This is a genomic window from Bradyrhizobium ingae, from assembly GCF_055791185.1.
Window position 1 is genome coordinate 120,203 of sequence record NZ_JBVUBB010000004.1, and the last position, 14,934, is coordinate 135,136.

16 protein-coding genes are annotated in these 14,934 nt (G+C 64.4%); 5 read left to right on the top strand and 11 right to left on the bottom strand.

Features of this window, described 5'->3' with window-relative positions:
* Positions 1-103: 103 nt before the first annotated feature.
* The 4 genes from ACV1FX_RS07710 to ACV1FX_RS07725 all read right to left on the bottom strand — a co-directional run bounded on the left by ACV1FX_RS07710 (position 104) and on the right by ACV1FX_RS07725 (position 2,418).
* Positions 104-898 carry a transglycosylase SLT domain-containing protein gene (locus ACV1FX_RS07710; RefSeq protein ID WP_473116947.1) on the bottom strand — a complete coding sequence of 265 codons (795 nt, stop codon included), beginning with the start codon at positions 896-898 and terminating at the stop codon, positions 104-106.
* A gap of 125 nt (positions 899-1,023) precedes the next feature.
* Positions 1,024-1,758 (bottom strand): hypothetical protein, encoded by a 735-nt coding sequence (locus tag ACV1FX_RS07715; RefSeq protein WP_473116948.1) that lies wholly within the window; start codon positions 1,756-1,758, stop codon positions 1,024-1,026.
* 160 nt (positions 1,759-1,918) lie between these two features.
* Positions 1,919-2,128, bottom strand: a complete 210-nt coding sequence (locus ACV1FX_RS07720; RefSeq protein WP_473116949.1) for a DUF2273 domain-containing protein — start codon at positions 2,126-2,128, stop codon at positions 1,919-1,921.
* Positions 2,129-2,190: 62 nt separating this feature from the next.
* Complete coding sequence (locus tag ACV1FX_RS07725; protein ID WP_473116950.1) at positions 2,191-2,418, bottom strand: hypothetical protein; 228 nt, start codon at positions 2,416-2,418, stop codon at positions 2,191-2,193.
* Between the two features lie 269 nt (positions 2,419-2,687).
* Here ACV1FX_RS07725 and ACV1FX_RS07730 point away from each other — a divergent pair, with 269 nt between their 5' ends.
* Positions 2,688-3,041 carry a DUF6481 family protein gene (locus ACV1FX_RS07730; protein ID WP_473116951.1) on the top strand — a complete coding sequence of 118 codons (354 nt, stop codon included), beginning with the start codon at positions 2,688-2,690 and terminating at the stop codon, positions 3,039-3,041.
* 127 nt (positions 3,042-3,168) lie between these two features.
* On the opposite strand, the gene ACV1FX_RS07735 is transcribed toward ACV1FX_RS07730, so the two are convergent.
* Positions 3,169-3,411 carry a pentapeptide MXKDX repeat protein gene (locus tag ACV1FX_RS07735; RefSeq protein ID WP_473116952.1) on the bottom strand — a complete coding sequence of 81 codons (243 nt, stop codon included), beginning with the start codon at positions 3,409-3,411 and terminating at the stop codon, positions 3,169-3,171.
* A 331-nt stretch (positions 3,412-3,742) separates the two neighbouring features.
* Between ACV1FX_RS07735 and ACV1FX_RS07740 the strand changes: the two genes are divergently transcribed.
* Genes ACV1FX_RS07740 through ACV1FX_RS07750 form a run of 3 tightly spaced genes read left to right on the top strand, consistent with a single transcriptional unit; the run spans position 3,743 to position 6,685 of the window.
* Positions 3,743-4,765, top strand: a complete 1,023-nt coding sequence (locus ACV1FX_RS07740; protein WP_473116953.1) for a TRAP transporter substrate-binding protein — start codon at positions 3,743-3,745, stop codon at positions 4,763-4,765.
* Positions 4,762-5,316 (top strand): TRAP transporter small permease, encoded by a 555-nt coding sequence (locus ACV1FX_RS07745; RefSeq protein WP_473116954.1) that lies wholly within the window; start codon positions 4,762-4,764, stop codon positions 5,314-5,316. The genes ACV1FX_RS07740 and ACV1FX_RS07745 overlap by 4 nt, the downstream gene beginning before the upstream one ends.
* Positions 5,317-5,326: 10 nt before the next feature.
* On the top strand, positions 5,327-6,685 hold the full coding sequence (locus tag ACV1FX_RS07750) for a TRAP transporter large permease (protein WP_473116955.1): 1,359 nt from the start codon (positions 5,327-5,329) through the stop codon (positions 6,683-6,685).
* 98 nt (positions 6,686-6,783) lie between these two features.
* Here the strand turns inward: ACV1FX_RS07750 and ACV1FX_RS07755 are convergent, their stop codons facing one another.
* The 4 genes from ACV1FX_RS07755 to ACV1FX_RS07770 form a co-directional block, all read right to left on the bottom strand.
* Entirely contained in the window at positions 6,784-7,695 is a 912-nt protein-coding gene (locus ACV1FX_RS07755) for a hydroxymethylglutaryl-CoA lyase (protein ID WP_473116956.1), read from the bottom strand.
* 4 nt (positions 7,696-7,699) lie between these two features.
* Positions 7,700-9,703, bottom strand: a complete 2,004-nt coding sequence (locus ACV1FX_RS07760; RefSeq protein WP_473116957.1) for an acetyl/propionyl/methylcrotonyl-CoA carboxylase subunit alpha — start codon at positions 9,701-9,703, stop codon at positions 7,700-7,702.
* Positions 9,704-9,717: 14 nt separating this feature from the next.
* The gene (locus tag ACV1FX_RS07765; protein WP_473116958.1) at positions 9,718-11,322 is read right to left on the bottom strand and encodes a carboxyl transferase domain-containing protein; all 1,605 of its coding nucleotides are present in this window, start codon (positions 11,320-11,322) and stop codon (positions 9,718-9,720) included.
* Between the two features lie 74 nt (positions 11,323-11,396).
* Positions 11,397-12,569, bottom strand: a complete 1,173-nt coding sequence (locus ACV1FX_RS07770) for an isovaleryl-CoA dehydrogenase (protein ID WP_473116959.1) — start codon at positions 12,567-12,569, stop codon at positions 11,397-11,399.
* Between the two features lie 103 nt (positions 12,570-12,672).
* On the opposite strand from ACV1FX_RS07770, the gene ACV1FX_RS07775 reads away from it, so the two are divergent.
* The gene (locus ACV1FX_RS07775) at positions 12,673-13,701 is read left to right on the top strand and encodes an AraC family transcriptional regulator (RefSeq protein WP_473116960.1); all 1,029 of its coding nucleotides are present in this window, start codon (positions 12,673-12,675) and stop codon (positions 13,699-13,701) included.
* 66 nt (positions 13,702-13,767) lie between these two features.
* Here ACV1FX_RS07775 and ACV1FX_RS07780 read toward each other — a convergent pair whose 3' ends face one another.
* Positions 13,768-14,262 (bottom strand): Lrp/AsnC family transcriptional regulator, encoded by a 495-nt coding sequence (locus ACV1FX_RS07780; protein ID WP_473116961.1) that lies wholly within the window; start codon positions 14,260-14,262, stop codon positions 13,768-13,770.
* Positions 14,263-14,361: 99 nt separating this feature from the next.
* Positions 14,362-14,667: an ETC complex I subunit gene (locus tag ACV1FX_RS07785; RefSeq protein WP_473116962.1), complete on the bottom strand. Its 306-nt coding sequence runs from the start codon at positions 14,665-14,667 to the stop codon at positions 14,362-14,364.
* Positions 14,668-14,934 lie beyond the last annotated feature (267 nt).

Consider the following 14,934-nt stretch of genomic DNA (forward strand, 5'->3'; position numbering starts at 1 on the left):
CAGAGAAAATTTCAGGCAGTTGTTGTGCGCCGCCGAAGTATGCACAGCGCTCGTCGAGCGACCGTGTCCACGTGATCGGGACTCAGGCAGCCACGCCGATTGCCTAACGCGACGCCACGCGTCGCCATTTGGCCTCGATCCGCGCCTTGATCGCGCGCACACGCGCTTCATGTGCGGTCCAGAATGCGCGGCTGGCCGCTGCCGTGCCGCGTTTGTAGGTGGCATAGACGTCGGTCGGCTTGACCGGTTTTGGCCGCGCTTGCGGTTTGGCGCTCAAGAGGGCCCGCGCGGGCTCGGGATCCGGCACGACTGCCGCCGCCGCGCCTGGCGCCGCGAACGGCGAGTTCATCGCGATCAGACGGTTGCGTGCGCGATTGCAGTAGATCACGGAGCGCGCCGTCATGGTCTCTTCGCCGTGCCCGGCCCGGTATTTCATCAGGGCGCGGCAGAGGTCGCCCTGCGCCAGCCGCCATGCCCTGGCGAGATAGGTCACGCCGTAGTGGATATTGATCTCGGGTCTGGCGAGCTCGGCCGTGGTACCCTTGAAGCCGAGCATGGCCGCCGTCTCGGGTCTGACCTGCATCAGCCCGATCTCGCCGACGCGGCCGATGACCGTCGAATCGTAGCGGCTTTCGACGAAGACGACGGCTTCCGCGATATCGGGCGGCAGTTTCGTTTTGGCGGCTTCCTTCTCGATCAGTGCGCGAACGGATGCGCGCGCCGGAAACGGCTCGGCATTCGCGGCTGAGGGAGCCTCCACACTGTCCGACGTGACCGCGCCGGTGACGTCGGCAGCCGTATCATCGGTGGCGCCGGCGTGCACCGGACCGGCCGCGAGCACCGCCAGACAGAGCTGCGCGGCGTACAGGATCCGGGGAAGGCGCGTGGGAGACCTCATCGGCGCTTCATAACGGAAGGCCAGTTAACAACGCTTGTCGGCTGCTCGCCCCGACGCACCGCAATTCAAAACGAAAGAGGCGGGCCTCGGGCCCGCCTCGGTCGGATCGCGGATCAATCAGCAGGTCAGTAGCAGGCGCGCCGATCGGCGAGCACGTACTGGCCGCTTGGATAGCGGTAGTAGCAATTGCCCTGGGACCAATAATAGCCCGGCTGCGACGCAGCCGTTGCGCCGGCAATCGCACCGGTCGCGCCGCCAAGGACGGCGCCTGCGGCCGCACCGGTCGCGTTGCCGGAGATCAGCCCGCCCAGCACGCCGCCGACGATGGCCCCGCCGAGCGCACTCGCGCCCGGGTCTGCCGGAGCAGGCGGCGGAGGCGGCGCATAGGCCGGGGGCGGCGGCGCATAGGCCACCGGTACGTCGTCGATGTACTCTTCGGAGACGTAGGCGGGTGGCCCGTCCATGCGCTCCGGATAATAATACCAGACCCCGCCGACGTCCCACCACCAGCCGTAGCGGCCATTGTGGTTCTCATGCCGCCAGCGTCCGCCGTCCCAGGCGAGATTGCCGCGATAGGCGTGTCCACCCCAGTCGCGCTGCGGTACCGGTCCGCGGGCCACATAATGCCCCTGTGGCGGTCTGCCGGGCGCCCCCTGATGTGCGCCCTGCGGCGGCGCGACTCGTGTGGCCTGCTGCGGCGGTGCGACCCGCGAGGGAGCATTGGCGTGGGGCGGTGCACCCGCTCCCGGCCGCTGGCCGCCCCTTTCTACGTTCGAGTCCTGCGCCTGCGCCGAAAGCGCGAACAGCGACACGGCCGAAACCAAGGGAATGATAATCTTCATCCGGCTGGATGCACGCATTGGTGCCTACCCCTTACCTGTAACTTTCATCTGTCATCGCCGTGGTCCGGACGCCCAACAATTGGGGATCCGGTTGATGCCGACGGACAAAGCTGATCCCGTTGATCAGCGATGTCCCGTTACAAATGGTTAAGATCACGGCAATTTTTCGTCCGCCGCGTCAGCGCGCCGGCTCGATCACGTTGCAATTCGTGCGTCCCGACATCACGCAATCCTGCATCTTGCTGGCAGCGGTGAGATCCCGCGCGAGCCAGAGGCCGACGCCGAGGATGACCACGGCGATGATCAGTCCGGCGATGGCGCCGCGGCGATTGTCGCCAGGCGGCCTTTGTTGCTGCTTTGATTGTGAGTTGGGCTGGGTATCAGGCATGGCAAGGTGAAGCCGTGGGTTGCCGCCCCTTAGCATCTCTGCGTCGCCACGTCACACCCCGCTCAGGGCTTGGGTGCGCGGAGCGCCACCTTGTTCGATGCCGAGGTGGCCTGCTGCACCCGTGGCGCGCAGGTCGTCAGCACGAACGCCGTCCGGCTGCACTGCCATTCGGCGCCGAGCAAGCCGCTTTCGACGGGTTTGGGCTGGGCCAGGAAGACTGCGATGCCGGCGAGCGCCACTGTCGCAAATGTGATCGCGAGCGTTCGCAAAGGCAGCCGGAAGATAGTCATCGCCGTAGCTCCGTTCGTCTCGGTGCGGACACTAGGCGCCGCCCCCGTGCTCCCTTGTTAGGGGGATCACAATTCGGCAGTTTTTCCGGACTACGAAAGATCGGCGATTCCAGCGATTTTTCGCGACCTGATAGGCTGCGATTATGGGTGGCTTCGCGACGCGCATAGATGTACACGCTTGTTCGTCGCGCGGCGCGCATCTGTTCGCGGGCCGCCGCACCCACAAGTGCTGATGTAGGATTGAAAGCGAGGAAGACAAGGCTCGTTCGATGAGTGGATTCAGGGAACCCGGCTTCGCAGACCGGCAAAAGGCGGCACAGGACGCCCGCAAAAATCTTTTGAACAAATTCAAATCGCAGCCGGGGCACGACGACCCCGCAGTGGCGGCACGGCGTGCCGAGCGTGAGGCGATTGCCGCCAAGCGTGCCGAAGTAAAGTCGGCACGTGAGGCAGAAAAGGCTGAGCAGAAGCGGCTTGACGAAGAGGCCGCCGCTGCGGAGGCCACGCGGATTGCCCGCGAGGCTGAGGAAGCGGCCGCCAAGCTGGCCGAGCTCGAAGCCGAGCAGAAGGCCAAACGCGACGCGCGCTACGCCGCCCGCAAGGCCAAGGGCAAGCGGAAGTAAGCGTCACACCGTGGCGATGCGACGGGACCGCGCGAGCGCGAGCCCAACCGTATCGCCTCCACAATGTGTCACTGCGTATTCCGGGGCTCGCGGCAGCGCGCGCCCCGGAATGACGATCACGGCGCGATCAGTTCTTCTTCATCATGCCGCCGTCGTCCTTCTTCATGCCATCCTTCGACATCGTATCCTTTTTCATGCCGTCGTCCTTCGACATGGCATCCTTCTTCATGCCATCCTTGGACATCGTGTCCTTCTTCATGGTGTCGTCCTTGCCCATCTTGTCCTGAGCGAAGGCAGCCGGCGCGAGCGCCAGGCTGAGCGAGAGAGCGGCAGCGGAGACGCCGAGGGCGATGCGGGTGCGAATGGTCATGGTTGATCTTCCCTTCGAGGATGGAGGTTGCCAGCGACGGATGCCGCTACTCCTGCTCGACGGGCCGGCCGGCTACGTTGTTACACGGGCATTCTAATTTTTTCGGCGCCTTGCCCCGCTTCCGTTTCCAGCTCGACACAATTTCGCCCGCGTGGGCCGTGCTAGTGCGGCGGAACCGGAAGGAGCGTGTGCACCGCAGCAAATGCCCGCGACTTGCCGCCGCATCCGGTCTCGAACTATCAGATGAGAGAATATCGGGCGCAGGACCAGCTAGGATGGGCCACACGCCGGCCTCAAGACCCAATCAAGAACCGCTCAAGGGGATCATTCCATGTTCACGCGACGCCACCTTCTCGCGACGGCTGTTGCCGCGCCAGCCATTCTCCGTTTCGGCATCGGGACCGCGCAGGCCGCGACCACGCTCAAGATCTCGCACCAATTCCCGGGTGGTACGATCGACAAGGGCGACTTCCGCGACCGTCTCTGCCGCATGTTCGCCGCCGAGGTCGCCAAGCGCAGCAATGGCGACATCGCCGCCGAAATCTATCCGAACTCCTCGCTGATCAAGACCAACGCGCAGTTTTCGGCGATGCGCAAGGGGGCGCTCGACATCTCGCTCTATCCGATGCCCTACGCTGGCGGCGAATTGCCGGAGACCAATATCGGCCTCATGCCCGGTCTGGTCACGACCTACGACCAGGGCATGCGCTGGAAGAAGGAGCCGGTCGGCAAGGCACTCTCCGACTTCCTCGCCGACAAGGGCATCATCCTCTTGAGCTGGATCTGGCAGGCCGGCGGAGTCGCCAGCCGCTCCAAGTCGATCGTCGCGCCTGAAGATGCCAAGGGCATGAAGGTGCGCGGCGGCTCGCGCGAGATGGACATGGTGCTGCAAACCGCCGGCGCATCCGTGCTCTCGGTCCCCTCGAACGAAATCTACGCCGCGATGCAGACCGGCGCATGCGATGCAGGCATCACTTCCTCCACCAGCCTGATCTCGTTCCGGCTTGAAGAAGTCGCAAAATCGCTCACCTCGGGCGCCGGCGCTTCCTACTGGTTCATGCTCGAGCCCTTGATGATGTCGAAAGCGATCTTCGACAAGCTGCCGAAGAACCATCAGGACATCCTGCTTGCGGTCGGCACCGAGCTCGAAGCCTTCGGCCGCAAGGGCGCCCAGGACGACGACATCGAGGTCGCCAAGGTCTATGAAAAAGCCGGCGCCAAGGTCAGCGCGCTCGACGCGGCGACCGTCGGCAAGTGGCGCGAGATCGCCCGCGATACCGCCTGGAAAGACTATGGCGCGAAGACCGCGACTGCAGCGAGCCTGCTCAAGCTCGCCTCCGAAGTCTCGGCATGATGCACGGTCCGCTAGGGGATCGTGACGACCCGGTCGCTGCCGCCGCACGCCATGGGCTTGCGGCGGTGCTCGATCGCGGTCTGGCCGTCCTCAACGGCATCATCGTCGTGCTGGCTGCGCTTGCATTGGTCGCCGCCTGCGCGATCCTGAGCTACAGCGTGCTGAGCCGCGCCCTCTTCAAGGCCGCCAATTACTGGCAGGACGAGGCGGCTGTGTTCCTGCTGGTCGGCGCCACCTTCATGACGGCTGCCTATGTGCAGCAAAATCGCGGCCATATCGGCATCGAGGCCTTTGTCGGGCTGCTGTCGCCCCTCGCGAACAGGATCCGGCTCTGGCTCGTCGACGCCGCGACCCTGCTCTTCTGTGCCTTTTTCACCTGGAAGTCCTGGACGCTCACCCATGAGGCCTATGTCGACGGCCAGGTCTCGAATTCGATGTGGTCGCCGCCGCTCGCGATTCCCTACAGCCTGATGGCGCTCGGCATGAGCCTGCTCTGCGTGCAGATCCTGGTGCAGCTCGCGCTTCCCTTCACCGGAGCCAAACGTCGATGAGCATGTGCCGATGAGCGTATTCGGTATCGGCCTGTCCTACGGGCTGGCGACGCTATTTGCGATGTTTTCCGGCATGCCGATCGCGTTTGCGCTCGGCGCGGTCGCGGTCGTGTTCATGGGCATCTACATGCCCGCCGCCTCGCTCGATACGGTGACGCAGAACGTCTACGAGGAAATGGCCTCGATCACGCTTTTGTCGATCCCGCTCTTCATCCTCAAGGGGGCGGCGATCGGCAAGTCGCGCGCCGGCCAGGATCTCTACTCGGCCCTGCATGCCTGGCTGCATCGCGTGCCCGGCGGCCTCGGCGTCGCCAACGTCTTCGCCTGCGCGCTGTTCGCCGCGATGGCGGGCTCCTCGCCCGCGACCTGCTCCGCGATCGGCTCGGCCGGCATTCCCGAGATGCGCAAGCGCGGCTATTCCGGTGGCTTTGCCGCCGGGATCATCGCCGCCGGCGGCACGCTCGGCATTCTGTTGCCGCCCTCGATCACCATGATCCTGTTTGCGGTTGCCGCGGAAAAATCGCTCGGGCGCCTTTTCCTCGCGGGCATCGGCCCCGGGCTTTTGCTGGTCAGCCTGTTCGGCGCCTATGCCGTCATCCGCTTCCGCCAGGAATATGCGGCGGCCGAAGCCGCCTACAAGAAGGGAGGGCCTGAGACGGCGATCCTGACCCGCGACGAGTTCACCCTCGCCGAACGCTTCAGCGTGCTGCCGCGCGTCATTCCGTTCGTGCTGCTGCTGACGGGCGTCATGATCGCGCTCTACGGCGGCTATGCTACTCCGTCGGAGACTGCGGGCCTGGGCGGCCTGCTCGCACTCGCCCTGATCGCGATGATCTACAGCGTCTGGCGGCCGACCGATCTCGGGCCGATCATGAAGTCGACGATCCGGGAATCGACCATGCTGATGATGATCATCGGCATGTCGCTGCTCTATTCCTACGTGATGAGCTATCTGCACATCTCGCAGTCGGCCGCCGAATCCATCGTCGCGATGCACCTGCCACGCTGGGGCCTGCTGTTCGCGATCCTCGCCATGGTGATCGTGCTCGGCTTCTTCCTGCCGCCGGTCTCGATCATCCTGATGACCGCCCCGATCATCCTGCCGCCCTTGCGTGCCGCCAATTTCGACATCATCTGGTTCGGCGTCGTCATGACCATCGTGATGGAGATGGGGCTGATCCACCCGCCGGTCGGCCTCAACATCTTCGTCATCCGCAATGTCGCACCCGACATCCCCCTGAGCGAGGTGATCTGGGGCACGCTGCCCTTCGTGCTGTTGATGATGGGCGCCGTGCTCCTGCTCTGCTTCGTGCCGGAGATATCGACCTGGCTGCCCGACCTCGTGATGGGGCCGGACGGGAGCAGGTGACACTCTCTTCCGCCGTCATTGCGAGCGCAGCGAAGCAATCCAGAATCTTTCCGCGGAGGGACTCTGGATTGCTTGGCTACGCTCGCAATGACGAAGAACTAGGTCGCAGTTCGCCTTCGCTTCGCATTCAGCGCCGATGCGACACGGCTCACCGGGGTCCGGCCCAGCAGTCGGCTGATCTCGTTCGTCGCTGAAAGCAGCTTCTCCATGTCGATGCCGGTTTTAATTCCCATGCCCTCGAGCATGTAGACAACATCTTCGGTCGCGACATTGCCGGTGGCGCCGGGAGCGTAGGGACATCCGCCAAGCCCGCCGGCGGCGGAATCGATGACGCGGATGCCCTCCTCCATTCCCGCATAAAGATTGGCGAGCGCCTGGCCATAGGTGTCGTGGAAATGCATCGCGAGGCGGGAGGTCGGAATGTTCGCGGCAACCGCGCGCAGCATGTCCTTCGCCTTGGTCGGCGTGCCGACCCCGATGGTGTCGCCCAGCGAAATCTCGTAGCACCCGAGATCCCACAGCGTCTCGGCGAGATCGGCGACGGCTTTCGGCTTGATCTCGCCGTCGAAGGGACAGCCCAGCACGCAGGAGACATAGCCGCGCACTCTCACGCTCTCGGCTTTGGCGCGGGCAAGAACCGGCTTGAACCGCTCGATGGACTCGGCGACCGTGCAATTGATGTTGGCCCGCGAGAATCCTTCCGAGGCTGCAGCGAACACGGAGACGACCTTCGCGCCTGCTGCACGCGCGGCGTCATAGCCCTTCTCGTTCGGCACCAGCACGTGGAATTCAGCATTTTTCACGTGGCTCACGCCGCGCAGGACGGCATCCGAGCCGGCCATCTGCGGGATCGCCTTGGGCGAGACGAAGGCGCCGACCTCGACGGTATGAAGGCCGGCTGCGACCAACGCCTCGACGAAGGCGATGCGCGCCTCCACGCTGACTGGCGTCTTCTCGTTCTGGAGGCCGTCGCGCGGCCCCATTTCGATGATGTGGACCTCGTCGCTCATGATCTCACTCGCCGATCGGTTCGACCTCTGCAAGCTCGACGCCTTCCTGCACGATGTCGCCGACCTTGCACTTGATAGCCTTCAAGATACCCGCAAACGGCGCGCGCAGCGTCTGCTCCATCTTCATCACCTCCAGCGTCAGGATCGGTGCGCCCTTCTCGAGCTTGGCCCCCTCCTCCGCCAGCACTGCCACGACGGTGCCCGGCAAGGGCGCCGCGATCTTGTCCTCGCCGACATGCTCCTCGCTCTCGCCGCCGAACGGATCCACCCAGTGCAGATCGAACCGACCGTTGCGCGTGCGCAGATAGAGCTCGTGACCATCGATAACAGCCGTGACCGACGATTTGACGCCGTCGAGCGTCAAATCGAATCCACCCTCTTTCAGTACGGTCGCGAAAGCCAGCTCTCTTTCACCGATGACGAGCGTCGAGGGGCCGCTGCCGTAATTCAGCGAAATCTTCTGCTCCGGTCCGTGGCTGACGCGGAAGGCGAAGCTGCGCTGGCGACGTCCGACCGGTTGCCAGCCAAAGGTCCGCCAGGGCGAATTCGCATCGTTCTGAGCGGCCCTGCTCTCCTCATTGACGATGGCTGCAACGGCCGCACACAGCTCGAACTCGCCGGGCGCAGCGCCCGCGGCGGTCAACCCAACAAGCTCCCGCTCGATGAAGCCGGTATCGATCGCGTTCGACCGCACCTTCGGGTGCGCCATCAGCGCCGAGAGGAACGGAATATTCGTGACAATGCCGCGGACGTCGGAATTCTCGAGCCCGCGGTTCAACCGCTCGATCGCCGCATCCCGCGTCGGCGCCCAGGCGATCACCTTGGCGAGCATCGCGTCATAGTAGGGCGAGACGGTATCGCCCGCGCGATAGCCGGCGTCGATGCGCAGGCCACCGGCGTCCTCGGGTAAGCGCCAGGTCGAGATCGTGCCGACCGAGGGCATGAAGTTCTTGGTCGGATTCTCCGCGTAGACGCGCGCCTCGATGGCGTGCCCGTTGAGGCGGATCTCATCCTGCTTCAGCGGCAGCGCCTCACCGAAGGCGACGCGTAATTGCCACTCGACGAGATCGATCCCCGTAATCAACTCGGTCACGGGATGCTCGACCTGGAGACGCGTATTCATCTCGATGAAGAACACGTCCTTGCCGTCCGAGACGAACTCGATGGTGCCGGCGCCGACATAGTTCACCGCACCGGCGGCCTTGCGCGCGGCGGCACAGACCGTCTCGCGTTGTGAGGCATTGAGCGTCGGTGACGGCGCTTCCTCGATCACCTTCTGGTGCCGCCGCTGCAGCGTGCATTCGCGCTCGAACAGCGACAACAGATTGCCGTGGCTGTCGCCGATCACCTGCACCTCGATATGGCGGGGATTGTCGACATATTTCTCGACCAGCATTGTGTCGTCGCCGAACGCAGCCTTTGCTTCCCGTTTGGCGCTGACGATCGCAGGCCCGAGTTCAGCCGAAGAGCGCACGATCCGCATGCCGCGACCACCACCGCCGGCGGAGGCCTTCACCAGCACGGGAAAGCCGATCTTGTCGGCAGCCTTCGCAAGCGTCGCATCGTCCTGCGCCTCGCCGTGATAGCCGGGCACCAGTGGCACGCCGGCCTTCTCCATCAGCGCTTTCGAGCCGGATTTCGAACCCATCGCAGTCATCATTCCAGCGGTCGGGCCGACAAAGACCAATCCAGCATCCAGGCAGGCCCGCGCAAACTCGGCATTCTCCGAGAGGAAACCGTAGCCGGGATGCACGGCCTCGGCGCCCGTTTTCCGCGCGGCCTCGATCAGCCGCTCGATATTGAGATAGCTGTCGCGCGCCCGCGCCGGCCCAAGCAGAACGGCTTCGTCAGCCAGCGCAACATGCATCGCGTCGCGGTCGGCATCGGAATAGACGGCAACAGTGCGCAGGCCCATGGCGCGCGCGGTGCGGATGACGCGGCAGGCGATCTCGCCACGGTTGGCGATCAGGAGCGTGCGAAAGCGCCGGTAGAGGTTTGAGCGGTCCATCATCAGTTCCTGCGTCACATCCTGAACAGGCCGAATTTCGTAGGTTCGATCGGCGCGTTCGACGCCGCTGACAACCCTAGTCCCAGCACGAGCCGCGTATCGGCCGGATCGATCACGCCATCGTCCCACAGCCGCGCCGTCGCATAGTAGGGATGCCCCTGGCTTTCATACTGCGCACGAATGGGGCTGCGGAACTTCTCCTCCTCTTCCTTCGACCAGCTCTCGCCCTTGGCCTCGATGTTGTCGCGCCTGACCTGGCTCAGCACCATCGAAGCCTGCTCGCCGCCCATCACCGAGATGCGCGCGTTCGGCCACATCCAGAGAAAGCGCGGTGAGTAGGCGCGCCCGCACATGCCGTAATTGCCGGCGCCGTAGGAGCCGCCAATCACGACAGTGAATTTCGGTACCGAAGCGGTCGCCACCGCCGTGACGAGCTTGGCGCCGTCGCGGGCGATGCCACCGGCCTCATATTTCTTGCCGACCATGAAGCCGGTGATGTTCTGCAGGAACACGAGGGGAATGCCACGTTGGCAACACAGCTCGATGAAATGTGCGCCCTTCAGCGAGCTCTCGCTGAACAGGATGCCGTTATTGGCGATGACGCCGACCGGATAACCCCAGATATGGGCGAAGCCGCAGACCAGCGTCGTTCCGTAGAGCTTCTTGAACTCGTCGAACTCCGAACCGTCGACGATGCGCGCGATGATGTCGCGCACGTCGAAGGGCTTGCGGCCGTCGACCGGCACGACGCCATAAATCTCTTCCGCTGCAAACAGCGGATCGCGCGGCGGATGCATGTTGAGGTTCGGCCGTATCGCCGGCTTGAGCGTACCCACGATACGCCGCGCGATGCCGATCGCATGCGCATCGTTCTGGGCGTAATGATCGGTGACGCCTGACTGCCGCGAATGCACGTCGGCGCCACCAAGTTCTTCGGCGCTTACGACCTCGCCGGTCGCGGCCTTCACCAGCGGCGGGCCGCCGAGGAAGATGGTGCCCTGATTGCGCACGATGATGCTCTCGTCCGACATGGCCGGCACATAGGCGCCCCCGGCGGTGCAGGAGCCCATCACGATCGCGATCTGCGGGATGTCCTGCGAAGACATCTGCGCCTGATTATAGAAGATGCGGCCAAAGTGCCGCTCGTCCGGAAAGATGTCGTCCTGCATCGGCAGGAAGGCGCCGCCGGAATCGACCATGTAGACGCAAGGAAGATTGTTCTGGCGCGCGACGTCCTGTGCGCGCAGGTGCTTCTTCACCGTCATCGGGTAGTAGGTGCCGCCCTTGATAGTGGCATCATTGGCGACGATGACGCATTCGCGCCCCGAGATCCGCCCAACTCCTGTGACGACGCTCGCCGAATGCACGTCGCCGCCGTAGAGGCCATAGGCGGCAAGTGGCGAAAGCTCCAGAAACGCGGTGCCGGGATCGACCAGGAGATCGACACGCTCGCGCGCCAGCATCTTGCCGCGCGCGGTGTGCCGCTTGCGCGAAGCCTCTCCGCCGCCGCCGGCGACCTGGGCGAGCTTTTCACGGAGGTCAGCGACGAGCGCGCGCATCGCCTCGGCATTGCCTGCGAAATCCGATGATGAAGGATCGATGGTGGAATGGAGCGGCATGTGTCCAGTGCTTCTGTTGACCTGGTGAGATGCCGCAACAGGGTGAACCATTTTCGCGGCAATTCCAAATGCGTTCAGGCCGTCTCGGCCATCAGCTCGCGGCCGATCAGCATGCGACGCACTTCCGAAGTGCCGGCGCCGATCTCGTAGAGTTTCGCGTCGCGCCACAGACGCCCGGTCGGAAATTCGCTGGTGTAGCCGACACCGCCAAGCGCCTGGATCGCCTCGCCGGCCATCCACGTCGCCTTCTCGGCGGAGTAAAGGATCGCCGCGGCAGCGTCCTTGCGTAAGCTGCGCGCGTGACCGCCGCGGTCGCAGGCGCGCCCCACCGCGTAGACATAGGCGCGCGTCGCCTGCCAGGTCGAATACATGTCGGCGAGCTTGCCCTGCATGAGCTGAAAGTCGCCGATCGGCTGGCCGAACTGCTTTCGCTCGTGCATGTAGGGCACGACGGCATCCATGCAGGCCGCCATGATCCCGAGCGGGCCGCCGGACAGCACGGCGCGTTCATAGTCGAGGCCGGACATCAACACCTTGACGCCCTCGCCCACGCCGCCCAGGACGTTCTCGGCCGGCACCTCGCATTCGTCAAAGAACAAGGGATAGGTGTTGGAGCCGCGCATGCCGAGCTTGTCGAGATGCTGGCCGTGCGTAAAGCCCTTGACGCCTTTCTCGATCAGGAAGGCGGTGATGCCGCGCGGGCCGGCATCCGGATCAGTCTTGGCATAGACGACGAGCACGTCGGCGTCGCCGCCATTGGTGATCCACATCTTGGAGCCATTGAGGACGTAGCGGTCGCCGCGCTTGTCGGCGCGCAGCTTCATGGACACGACGTCGGAGCCGGCGCCCGGCTCGGACATCGCGAGCGCGCCGACATAGTCGCCGGAAATCAGCTTCGGCAGATAGCGCTGGCGCTGCGCGTCATTGCCGTTGCGGCGGATCTGGTTGACGCAGAGATTGGAATGCGCCCCGTAGGACAGGCCTACGGCGGCCGAGCCGCGCGAAATCTCCTCCATGGCGACGATGTGGGCGACATAGCCCATATTGGCGCCGCCATATTCCTCCGGCGCGGTCATCCCGAGCAGGCCGAGATCGCCGAAGCGCTTCCAGAGGTCGGCGGGAAACAGGTTCGCCTTCTCGATCTCGGCGGCGCGTGGCGCAACCTCGGCCTCAATGAACGCGCGCACCGTATCGCGCAGCATGGCGATGTCTTCGCCCAGGTCGAAATCGATGCTCGGAATGTTCATGGGCTGCTCCTCCGATCTTGTCTTGCCCGCCAACCTACCTCCGATCGGGCATTCCGGCCGTCGAAAAGGTTGCATTTTCCGCCATAGTTGGCGAGGATTCGGCATGCCTTTTCAAGCCACCGCAGCGGTTCCTCGCCGCGCCGTGACACCGGCGGCCTTCGTGCGCGGGGTGGTTGCGGCCTACGCCAGATATGGCCGCGACGCGGCCGAGGCCCTAGCCAGGAGCCAGGTGCCCGCGGACCTCATCAGATCGGCGGACGGGCGGGTCACCGCGGCCCAGTTCGAGGCCCTGGCGGGCCATGCCATGCGCGAACTCGACGACGAGGCGCTCGGCTGGTTCTCACGCCGGTTGCCATGGGGCACCTATGGCATGCTGTGCCGGGCCTCGATCACCGCCCCCAATCTCGAGGTGGCGCTGAAGCGCTGGTGCCGGCACCATCGCATCCTCACCGAGGACGTGCTGTTCGAGCTTAGTGTCGACCGCGACGCTGCCGTGATCTGTATTCACGAGCGAGGCGACCTCGGGACGTTGCGCGAATTCTGCCTGGTGACGCTGCTGCGCTACGTGCTCGGCTTCTCCTGCTGGGCCGTCGACTCCGCGATCGCGCTCCGCGCGGCGGAATTTCCCTATGCCGAGCCGAGTCACGTCTCGGTTTATCCGACGATCTTCTGCAAGAACGTTCGCTTCGATGCGGAGCGCGCCAGCATCACCTTCGACAAGCGATACCTGGCGCTGCCGCTGAAGCGCAGCCCGTCCGATCTTGATCAAATGCTGAAGGGGGCGCTGCGCCTGACCGTGCTGCCCTATCGGCGCGACCGTCTGATGGTGGAGCGGATCAGGCGCGTGCTACGCGGTGCACGAGGTCGGATACTCACGGCCGACGATGTCGCAAGTGAGCTTGCGCTGTCGACCCGCACCATGCATCGTCGCCTGCACGACGAGACGACCTCGCTGCGCGCATTGAAGGAAGAGGCAAAGCTCGAACTCGCCAGGGAAGCCCTGATGCGTGGCCGTACGCCGATCAAGCGGATCGCCGAGATCGCCGGTTTCCGCAACGAAAAGAGTTTTTCGCGCGCCTTCCGCAACTGGACCGGCACCTCGCCGCGCGAGTTTCGCACCAGGTACCGTTAGGTGCGTTTGAATGCAGATATCTCCGCTCAGCCAGATAGCGTGCCGCGCTCCGGGACTCAGATCTGATCAAACAGCCGGCGCCGCAGCAGCGACGTCTAGCACCGGCAGCGGTACGTCCTTGGCAACGCCCAGCACGGGAAAGCTGCGGACGTTCTTCACGTTCGGCATGGCGGCGAAATGCAGGAGCTGTTGCCGCATGCTTTCGACGTTCGGGGCCACGCATTTCAGGAGATAGTCGGTATCGCCGGAGATCCGCCAGCACTGCTGGATGCGCGGGATGGCGGCAATGGAGATCTCGAAGGCTTCCAGAACCGGTTGGGCCTGACTGCCGAGCTGGATGGCGACGAACGAGACTACCTCATAGCCGAGGAGCCGCTCGTCCAGAATGGCACGGACCGCCTTGATCACGCCGCGGCTGGCCAGGGATTTAAGCCGCCGCAGGCAGTTCGGCGCGGAAACGCCGACACGATGCGCCAGCTCATTGTTGCGGACGCGGCCGTCTTCCTGGAGCTCCGACAATATCCTCAGATCGACGCCGTCGAGCTGGTAACGCCCGGCCATACCCACCTCGTCATGATCCCGTCACGCTTCGCTCAGCGAAGCACGCGAGAAAATCCCTGCCAAGGTCTCCAGGGGAAGCTGGCGCTCAGTGCGTCCGGATCAGTGGGTCCAAGGTTCGCCGCGGCGGAAGGAGAAATTGTCGGCATAGGCGACCGGGCGGCGGATCGACTCCTGGGGCTCGATAACCTGATAGGCAATGCCCTTGCGCTCGCAATAGGAGATAGCCTCCTCCTTGGTCTCGAAGCGCAGCGTGATCTGCTGCTTCATGTCCGCCGACGAGGTCCATCCCATCAGCGGCTCGACCGCGCGCGGCTGCTCCGGCTCATAGTCGAGCTGCCATTCCCGGGTCTTCCCCTTGCCCGATTGCATCGCGTTCTTGGCGGGCTTGAAAATGCGTGCGGTCATTGGACGGCCGGACCCCTCTAACGTCTATTCGGTCTAACTCTATGCGTCACCGAAGCTATTGGTGGAAACCACCCGGATAGTATAGAGAACACCGTATCGGGAATTTGAACGGTGATTCCACAATCCTGGGGGTAGCGTTGCCAACGGGTATAGTCATTATGCTGCGCCGTGACAATCTCGCCCCGCGTACACCGCGGACCGGCAGCCTGGCCCCGCGGTACGGCTGATCTGGCGCCTGGCCCGCGCCCCTCGTGTTCTGTGTTTCCT